The sequence below is a fragment of the Lactobacillus nasalidis genome (assembly GCF_016587775.1).
In the GTDB taxonomy this organism is placed as follows: domain Bacteria; phylum Bacillota; class Bacilli; order Lactobacillales; family Lactobacillaceae; genus Lactobacillus; species Lactobacillus nasalidis.
On the sequence record NZ_BOCG01000436.1, the window covers coordinates 1 to 8,721 of the forward strand.

An 8,721-nucleotide genomic window follows, 5' to 3' on the forward strand; every position below is an offset into this window, starting at 1 on the left:
GGTGGTTCAGCAGCTGCCGTTGCCAGCGGCGAAGTAGTTGCTGCCTTGGGTAGTGACACCGGTGGCTCAATCCGCCAGCCGGCATCATTCAACGGGATCTTCGGGATCAAGCCGACTTACGGCCGGGTATCCCGCTGGGGCTTGATCGCCTTTGCCTCATCTTTGGACCAAATCGGGGTCATGAGCAAGCGGGTCAAGGACTCAGCTGAAGTCTTGAACGTGATCGCCGGGGCCGACGACCGCGACGCCACTGTTTCTGAAAAGGAAGTACCGGACTACACCAGCTTCCTGGGCAAGGACGTCAAGGGCCTGCGGGTTGCCGTTCCTAAGGAATACATGAGCGACGCCGTAGAAGAAGGCGTCCGCAAGGCAGTTGAAGCGCAGATCGAAACCCTGCGCGCGGCTGGTGCCATCATCAACGAAGTTTCCCTGCCGCACACCAAGTACGTCGTGCCGACTTACTACATCATCGCTTCCAGTGAAGCTTCCGCCAACCTGGAACGCTACGACGGGATCCGTTACGGTTACCGGGCTGAAGCCAAGAACCTGGACGAAGTCTTCCTTAAGTCCCGGTCAGAAGGCTTTGGCGACGAAGTCAAGCGGAGAATCATGCTGGGTTCCTTTGCCCTGTCAGCCGGCGCTTACGACAAGTTCTTCCTGCAGGCAGCCAAGGTAAGAACCTTGATCTGCCAGGACTTTGACAAGATCTTTGAAGACAACGACGTCATTGTCGGGCCGGTTTCAACTGAAACTGCCTTTGACTTGAACTCAGAAATTTCTGACCCGATCAAGATGTACAACAACGACATCCTGACGATTTCCGCCAACATGGCCGGGATTCCAGCAGCCAGCGTGCCAGCCGGCCTGAGCGAGACGACGGGGATGCCGGTCGGCTTCCAAATCATGGCCAAGCGCTTTGACGAAGGTCATGTCTTCCAAGTGGCTGACTTCATCGAGCGCAGCAACAAGTTCTACGAACAAACACCAGCTGGATTGGAGGATTAATTTAAATGAATTTTACGTCAACTATCGGTCTGGAAGTCCACTTTGAGTTGAAGACCAAGAGCAAGATCTTTTCACCTTCACCAGTAACTTACGGGGCTAAGCCAAACACCGAAACCAACGTTATCGACTGGGGCTACCCGGGTACTTTGCCGATGGTCAACAAGGAAGTCTACCGCCTTGGCTTGATGGTCGCTTTGGCTACCCACTCACACGTCAACCCGGTAACCCACTTTGACCGGAAGAACTACTTCTACCCGGACAACCCGAAGGCTTACCAAATCACCCAGTTCTTCAAGCCGCTGGCTGAAAACGGCTATGTGGAAGTCGAAGTTCACGGCAAGAAGAAGAAGATCCACATTCACGAAATGCACATCGAAGAAGACGCCGGCAAGAACACCCACGGCACCAACGGCTTCTCCTATGTCGACTACAACCGGCAAGGCGTGCCGCTTTTGGAAGTCGTTTCTGAACCAGAAATGACTGACCCTGACGAAGCCGTTGCCTACCTGGAAAAGCTGCGGGAAATCGTTCAGTTTACCGGGGCTTCCGACGTTAAGATGGAAGAAGGGTCAATGAGAATTGACACCAACATCTCCATCCGTCCGGCCGGCCAGAAGGAATTCGGGACCAAGGTCGAAATGAAGAACCTGAACTCCTTTGAACACGTTCGTTTGTCTCTGGCTTACGAACAAAAGCGCCAGCAGGAAATCCTCCTGTCCGGCGGCCGGGTTCGCCTGTCCACCCGCCGTTTTGACACCAACACGGGCAAGACTGTCCTGGAACGTGTCAAGGAAGGGGACGCGGACTACCGTTACTTCCCAGAACCTGACCTGGCTCCGTACCACATCAAGCAGGAATGGGTTGACGAAATTGCGGCCAACTTGCCAAAGACGGCTGACGAACGGCGGGAAATCTACGTGGGCGAATACGGCCTGAAGCCATACGACGTCAACGTCCTGCTGCAAAACAAGGAAAGCTCCGACTTCTTTGACGCTGCTGTTGCTGCCGGTGCCGACCCGAAGCAGGCAGCCAACTGGATGAACACCCAAGTCAACGGCTACTTGAACGAAAAGCATGCCGAACTCAAGGACATTGCTTTGACTCCAGAAAACCTGGCAGCCATGATCAAGCTGATTTCCGACGGGACGATTTCTTCCAAGATCGCCAAGAAGGTCTTCGCGGAAACTGTTGCCAACGGCACCGACCCGAAGAAGTACGTCGAAGAAAACGGCATGGCCCAGCTGTCAGACGAAAGCGTTCTGGCGCCGATGGTCAAGGAAGTTGTCGACGCCAACCCGCAGTCTGTTGAAGACTACAAGAACGGTAAGGACCGGGCAATCGGCTTCTTGGTCGGCCAGATCATGAAGAAGACCCGGGGCAAGGCCAACCCTAAGGTGATCAACAAGCTTCTCATGGCCGATCTGGCCAGCCGTTAAGGCGGGAAGCGCAGATTTTTTAGAAAAAGGTGAAACAGATGACTAAGCGCGCGCGCTTGATTTACAATCCGGTCTCAGGGCATGAACAAATGCCAAAGAACGTTTCGGATATTTTGGATATTTTGGAACAAGCGGGTTATGAAGCCAGTGCTTTCAGAACCACGCCTGCTCCGTTCAGTGCCCAAAACGAGGCTACCCGGGCAGCCAAGGACGGTTTCTCTTTGGTAGTGGCAGCCGGCGGGGACGGCACGATCAATGAAGTCGTCAGCGGCATTGCCTTTCTGCCGGAGGAAGAGCGCCCGCGCATGGCCATCATTCCGGCGGGGACGACCAACGACTACGCCAGAGCCTTGAAGATCCCGCGCGATGACGTGGTGGAAGCAGCCAGGGTAATTCTCAAGGACAAGGTCCAGAAGATGGACGTCGGCCGGGCCGATTTCGGCGACGGCAGCCAGAAGTACTTCGTCAACATTGCCGCGGCCGGTTCTTTAGCTGAATTGACCTACGGGGTTTCCTCAGACGTCAAGTCGGCCCTGGGCTACGCGGCCTACCTGATCAAAGGGGCGGAAATGCTGCCGAACCTCAGCGAATGTGAAATGCGGCTGACTTTTGACAAGGGCGTTTACGAAGGAAAGCTCTCCCTGCTTTTGCTGGGGATGACCAACTCCATTGGCGGTTTTGAAAAGATCATGCCGAACGCCGAGCTTTCTGACGGCCTCTTCCAGCTGATCGTGGTCAAGCCGAGCGACCCGGGCAATCTGCTCCGGCTGATGGCTTTGGCCCTGAACGGCAAGCACGTGGATGACCCGAACATCATCTACACCAAGACCACCAGCCTGAAGGCCGAACTGATCGGCCACAACCGCGACGACAAGCTCTCCGTCAACTTAGACGGGGAAGAAGGCGGGATCTTCCCGGTAACTTTTGAAAACTTGCGGGAACGAATCGAATTCTACGTCGGTTAGACCTGTTATAATAGAGTTTGACTTTTGTCAGACTCTATTTTTGTGTTTAGGGGTAAAGCATGATAACCAACAAAAAGAAAGAATTAGCGAGAAGGCGGGCCGAACGCAGCTTGCCGCCTCTGACGCCAGAAGAGCAGAGCGAGTGGGACCAGCTGCGCCAGTACCGGGAGAAGGCCATTAAGGAGTCCGGGGCTAAATTGGCTGAACACCTAATGGCTTTTAACGACGGGGTAATCGCCATCATCATCACCATTGTGGTCTTGGAGATCGCGGCGCCTTTGTCCAAAAGTGCCTACCAGGACTTCTTCAGCCAGATTTTGATCTATTTGATTTCATTTTTCGTAGTAGCCAATTTCTGGTATGAAATCCACCATGCCTTCAGCTTCCATATTATGCAGGCCGGCAAGATGACCATGGTCTGCGACTTTGCCTTTTTAGCCAGTCTGTCCTTGATTCCGGTCATGACCAAGTGGATCATGGGTGATTTGTCGGTCTTGAGCGTGGTCAGTTATGGGGTCGTGTACTTTTTGGTCCAGATTTTCGAGCTGGCGACGGAAATGGTGGGGATGCGGAGCTCACTGCCGCACATCAAGACCTACCGGAAGATCTGGGGCCGGCTTTCCTGGCTGCGCTTTTTATGGCTGCTGCTGCTTAATTTGGCCTTTATTCTGATCTCTTTCGTCAATCCAAGGTTGGGGATGATTTTGTATCTGGCCTTCCCAATCATCAACTTTGTCACACCAGATAATCGTGGTCAGCGGGCCCGCAAAGGAGATAAAAAATCATGAAGAAAAATGAAATCGTCGAAGTAGAAATTACCGACTTGTCATATGAAGCCATGGGGGTTGGCCACGTTAACGGCGAAACTGTTTTCGTCAACAACGCCCTGCCAGGTGAAGTGGTCAAGGCGCAGATTCTGAAGGACAAGAAGAGCTATGCTTTTGCCAGGATTTCCGAGATCGTCAAGGAAAGCCCGGACCGGGTCAAGGTGCCTCTGCGGCAGTACGTGCAGACCGGCCTGGCCAGCCTGGCCCACCTCAAGTACGACAAGCAATTGGAATTCAAGCAAAAGCAGGTCAAGGAGCTGCTCAGCAAGGCCCACCTGGACGATATCAAGGTGGCAGACACCCTGCCAAGTCCTTTGGAAACTGGCTACAGAAACAAGGCCCAGGTTCCGGTCAGAATGGTCAAGGGGCAGCTGGAAATCGGCTTTTTCCGCCGGCACTCACATGACCTGGTGCCGCTGGAGGACTTTTTCACCAATGATCCGGAAATTGACCGGGTATTGGTCGCGGTCAGAGACATCTTGCGGGAAAAGCGGATTCCGGCCTATGACGAAGAAAAGCATGCTGGGCAGGTAAGATACCTGGAAGTCCGCCGGGGAACGGCTACGGGCGACATGATGGTCGTTTTGGTCTGCCTGGACCGGGACTTCCCAGGCCTGCACGCGGTCGTTGACGAAATCAAGGAAATCGAGGGCGTCAAGTCCATCTTCCTCAACCACAACCCGAAGAGAACCAACGTCATTTTGGGTGAACACGACTACCATTTGTGGGGGAAGAAGTACATTGACGACAAGATTGGCGATTTGACCTTTGAAATTTCGCCGCAGTCCTTCTTCCAGATCAACTCCCTGCAGACGCCGCGCCTTTACAAGCTGGCCATTGACCAGGCCGGCCTGACTAAAGACGACTTGATCGTCGACGTTTATTCAGGGATCGGGACGATCGGCCTGTCAGCGGCCAAGTACGTCAAGGAAGTCCGCGGGGTGGAAGTGGTCAAGGCCGCGGTCAAGGACGCCAAGAACAACGCCCGCCTCAATCAGATCCACAATGCCAAGTACTATGCCGGCAAGGCAGAAGACTTGATGCCGAAGTGGGCCGAACAAGGCCTGAAGACGGATGTGATTTTTGTCGACCCGCCGAGAAAGGGCCTGACCAAGGAATTTATCGATGCCGCGGTCAAGACGGGACCAAAGAAGGTCGTCTACATCTCTTGCAACCCGGCAACGCTAGTGCGGGACATGCAGCTCTTGATGGAGGCTGGGTACACGACTGACCTGTTTTCCCCGGTCGACATGTTCCCGCAGACGCCACATGTGGAATGCGTGACGGTGCTGACGAAGGAATAAAGCTGAAAGAACAAAGAGGACTTGCTATGAAATGCATTGATTTCCATGCACATGCGGTAACGCCAGCTTTTAGACAGGCAATGACGGACCTTGGCATTGATCCTATAAAAGAGGACGGCTTCCCGCTGCCGGCCTGGAGCGTGGAGGACCATTTGGCCTTCATGTCGGACGCCGGAATTGACTACAGTATCCTGTCGGCGCCTGTTCCGCATATCTACAACGGCGACAAAGAAAAAGCCCGCGAGGCCGCCAAAGCCATCAATGATGAGCTCGCGGCAATTACCAGCAAGCATTCTGACAGACTCGGATTTGTCGGCGTGGTTCCTCTGCCGGATGTGGAAGCAGCCATTGCAGAGACGGCCCGCGACATGGATGAGCTGGGAGCTGCCGGCATGAAGGTGGCCACCAATATGGGCGGGGTCTACCTCGGCGATCCATTATTTGATCCGCTGATGGAGGAATGGAACAAGCGCGGCACGCTGGTCATCATTCATCCCTGCCGGGCAAGACAGAGACCGGAAAATGTGATTACTGGCAAGGTGTCGGCTATTTATGAGTATCCAGCAGATACGACCCGGGCCGTGTTGAACATGATCGCCAACAGAATCATGACGCGCTTCCCGAATATCCGTTGGGTCGTGCCGCACTGCGGTGCTTTTCTGCCTTATATGCTGTCGCGCTTTTCAGGCGTTTCCGGCATCCTTTCTTCGATGGGGATGATGGAGACCGTGGACGCAAAGGCCGAGTTCGCCAATTTGTATTTTGACATCGCCGGCGACCCGGAACCGGTCCAGCTGGCCCAGCTGCGCATGGTGGCGGATGAAAGCCACATCGTATACGGCAGCGATTTTCCGCATTCTCCCGCCCAAATTGTCCTTAAAAAGAAAAGACAGCTGGATGAAAATCCGGAGATGAAGCGGATCTACCAGGACAATGCAGTGGCGCTGCTGCAATTTGGAGAAAAATCTATATGAGCGGGAGTAGCAAAGTAAAAGAAAAAGCCGTGGGACAGATTGAGCTTTTCTATGATCTGATCTATGTTTACGCGATTTCCCGGCTGACCATCCTGGTAGAAGAGCCTAAAAACGGCGTTATTCCTTTTTCCGACTTTTTGACCTACCTGGTCGTAGCTTTGGTCATCCTGCAGGCCTGGCTTTACATGACAAATTACGTCAACCGCTACGGGCAGTGGAAGTGGCATGAATACCTGCTGATTGCCGGGAATATGATCGGTGCCGTTTACATGACCAATACGATTTCCAAGAACTGGAACGAGATGACTTTGACTTTCAACCTGTCAATGCTGGTCATGCTCGTGTGCGTCTGGCTGCTGTATTTCATCCAGCTGTGCCTCAAGCAGCAGGACGCTGGAGCTGCCAAAAATTCGCTGGTCATTCTGACGGTGGACTGCCTTTTGTATTTCGCGGCTTTTCTTGCCTCCATCTTTCATGCTGATTCAGCAGTGATCTGGATGGACGCGGTGGCGGTGCTGGTCGGGGCATTTTTGCCCTTCTTTGTTCGCGGCCACTTTGACATAAGCATCATCAGCTTCCCGCACCTGGCTGAGAGGTTTGAACTGCTGACGATCGTAACGTTCGGCGAGGGCGTGGTGGGGATGACTGAATACTTTGACGTTCAGCACTTCTCCATGCGGCCGATTCTGACCTTCACCGTCATTCTCCTGCTTTTCGGCTGCTACATGCTGCAGTTGCATTCCTTGTGTAGCCATAAGCGGGTAGAGAGAGCCTTGAGGCTGATGTTTACGCACTACTTTATTTTGATCGCGCTGAACTTGGTTACGGTTGGCTTTCATTTCCTGGAAAATCCGGAAGCAGACAGAATGTTTACGGCCTGCCTGATGATTGTCTCGCTTGCCGTATTTTTCACCAGCATTCTTATCGACAGTGCCTATTACAGCGCAAAGTACCGCTTTACTGGAAAAGACGCGGGAATCGCATTTGCCAGCCTGGCAGCAGGAGCAGCGGTGATGCTGGTTGGCCGAAACAATACTTATTTCTTCTTAATTGGCGAATTGCTCGCCGTCCTGGGAACTTTTTGCATGCTGCTGTGGAAATGGAAACATCCGCGGCAGGCAGCAGCAAGGAGCTAAAGATAAAAGTCTTTCTACATAAAAGTAGAAGGACTTTTTTAGTCCAATCATTTGCTTTTTCGTCCAAAATCGGGCAAAATTGGACGAAAAAAAGAGTTAGTTGAACGAAAGAAGCAGTATTCATGATGAAGACGACTTGGCAAAAAGACGGATTCACGATCCGCTTGGCAAAAGCCAATGACGTGGACGATTATTATTTACAGAACTACTGCCCCTTGGACAAGGAAGTGGCCAGACTGACCGGCTGCAAGGAAGAATTTACCAAGGAAGAAGTGACGTCTTTTTTCCTAAAGGCTATCAAAGAAACAGACAGGTACTTCTTCTTGATCTTAGATCCGGCCGGCAAAATCATTGGTGAGAGCGTGATTAATGAAATCGACTGGGACCTGCGCCGGGCTAACTTCCGCATCTGCATCTTCCATCCGGCAGCAAGAGGGAAGGGGATTGGCAGCTGGGCGGTTGAAGTGAACCGTGATTTCGCCTTTGACCAGCTGCAGCTTCACCGGCTGGAACTGGATGTCTTCTCTTTTAATCCCCGGGCAGAAAAAGCCTACCTGCGGGCGGGCTTTAAGCGGGAAGGCGTTTTGCGGGATGCGGTTTTAGACCAGGGCCGATACGCTGACGACATCTTGATGGCTATTTTGGAAGATGACTGGCGGCGGCTTAAAAATGGCGAGTAACGATATTTTTATAAAGAAAATGTTCTGTTCAAAACATGATTCCGTTTAAGCAGCGGAGTCATGTTTTTTGGATAAAAAAGCATAGAAACAGGTAAAATTAAAAAGAAGAAAAAATACAGACAGGAGAGATTGCCATGTTTGAGCAAGCAAAGGACAAGTCGGCTGAGTTGAACCTGTCTGCTGGCGTGGTATCGCCTTTTTAAATAAAGATGGAGCATGATAAATGGAGATCAAAGCCTTGCAATATTATCTGGCAGTCGTCAGAGAAGGAAACATTTCAAGAGCAGCGGAAGTGCTGCACGTGACCCAGCCGGCCTTGAGCCGGCAGATTGCCCAGCTGGAAGAGGAGCTTGGCACCCAGCTGTTTGTCCGGGGGCGGCGGCTGAAGCTGACG

The 8,721-nt window shown here is 52.7% G+C and carries 9 protein-coding genes; all 9 read left to right on the forward strand.

Annotation, left to right across the window (positions count from 1 at the left end; genetic code table 11):
- Nucleotides 1-1,005: amidase family protein (locus lacNas_RS08025; RefSeq protein WP_201331458.1), on the forward strand; the 1,005-nt coding region annotated here is incomplete at its 5' end.
- Nucleotides 1,006-1,010: 5 nt separating this feature from the next.
- Nucleotides 1,011-2,441 carry an Asp-tRNA(Asn)/Glu-tRNA(Gln) amidotransferase subunit GatB gene (gene gatB / locus lacNas_RS08030; RefSeq protein ID WP_201331459.1) on the forward strand — a complete coding sequence of 477 codons (1,431 nt, stop codon included), beginning with the start codon at nt 1,011-1,013 and terminating at the stop codon, nt 2,439-2,441.
- A gap of 38 nt (nt 2,442-2,479) precedes the next feature.
- On the forward strand, nt 2,480-3,406 hold the full coding sequence (locus lacNas_RS08035) for a diacylglycerol kinase family lipid kinase (RefSeq protein WP_201331460.1): 927 nt from the start codon (nt 2,480-2,482) through the stop codon (nt 3,404-3,406).
- A gap of 59 nt (nt 3,407-3,465) precedes the next feature.
- Nucleotides 3,466-4,194 (forward strand): TMEM175 family protein, encoded by a 729-nt coding sequence (locus tag lacNas_RS08040; RefSeq protein ID WP_201331461.1) that lies wholly within the window; start codon nt 3,466-3,468, stop codon nt 4,192-4,194.
- Entirely contained in the window at nt 4,191-5,537 is a 1,347-nt protein-coding gene (gene rlmD / locus lacNas_RS08045; protein WP_201331462.1) for a 23S rRNA (uracil(1939)-C(5))-methyltransferase RlmD, read from the forward strand. Before lacNas_RS08040 ends, rlmD begins: the two co-directional genes overlap by 4 nt.
- A gap of 26 nt (nt 5,538-5,563) precedes the next feature.
- Entirely contained in the window at nt 5,564-6,511 is a 948-nt protein-coding gene (locus tag lacNas_RS08050) for an amidohydrolase family protein (protein WP_201331463.1), read from the forward strand.
- Nucleotides 6,508-7,647, forward strand: coding sequence for a low temperature requirement protein A (locus tag lacNas_RS08055; RefSeq protein WP_201331464.1), 1,140 nt, complete (start codon nt 6,508-6,510; stop codon nt 7,645-7,647). The genes lacNas_RS08050 and lacNas_RS08055 overlap by 4 nt, the downstream gene beginning before the upstream one ends.
- 122 nt (nt 7,648-7,769) lie before the next feature.
- Nucleotides 7,770-8,327 carry a GNAT family N-acetyltransferase gene (locus tag lacNas_RS08060; RefSeq protein ID WP_244660718.1) on the forward strand — a complete coding sequence of 186 codons (558 nt, stop codon included), beginning with the start codon at nt 7,770-7,772 and terminating at the stop codon, nt 8,325-8,327.
- Nucleotides 8,328-8,550: 223 nt separating this feature from the next.
- Nucleotides 8,551-8,721: LysR family transcriptional regulator (locus lacNas_RS08065; protein ID WP_201346763.1), on the forward strand; the 171-nt coding region annotated here is incomplete at its 3' end.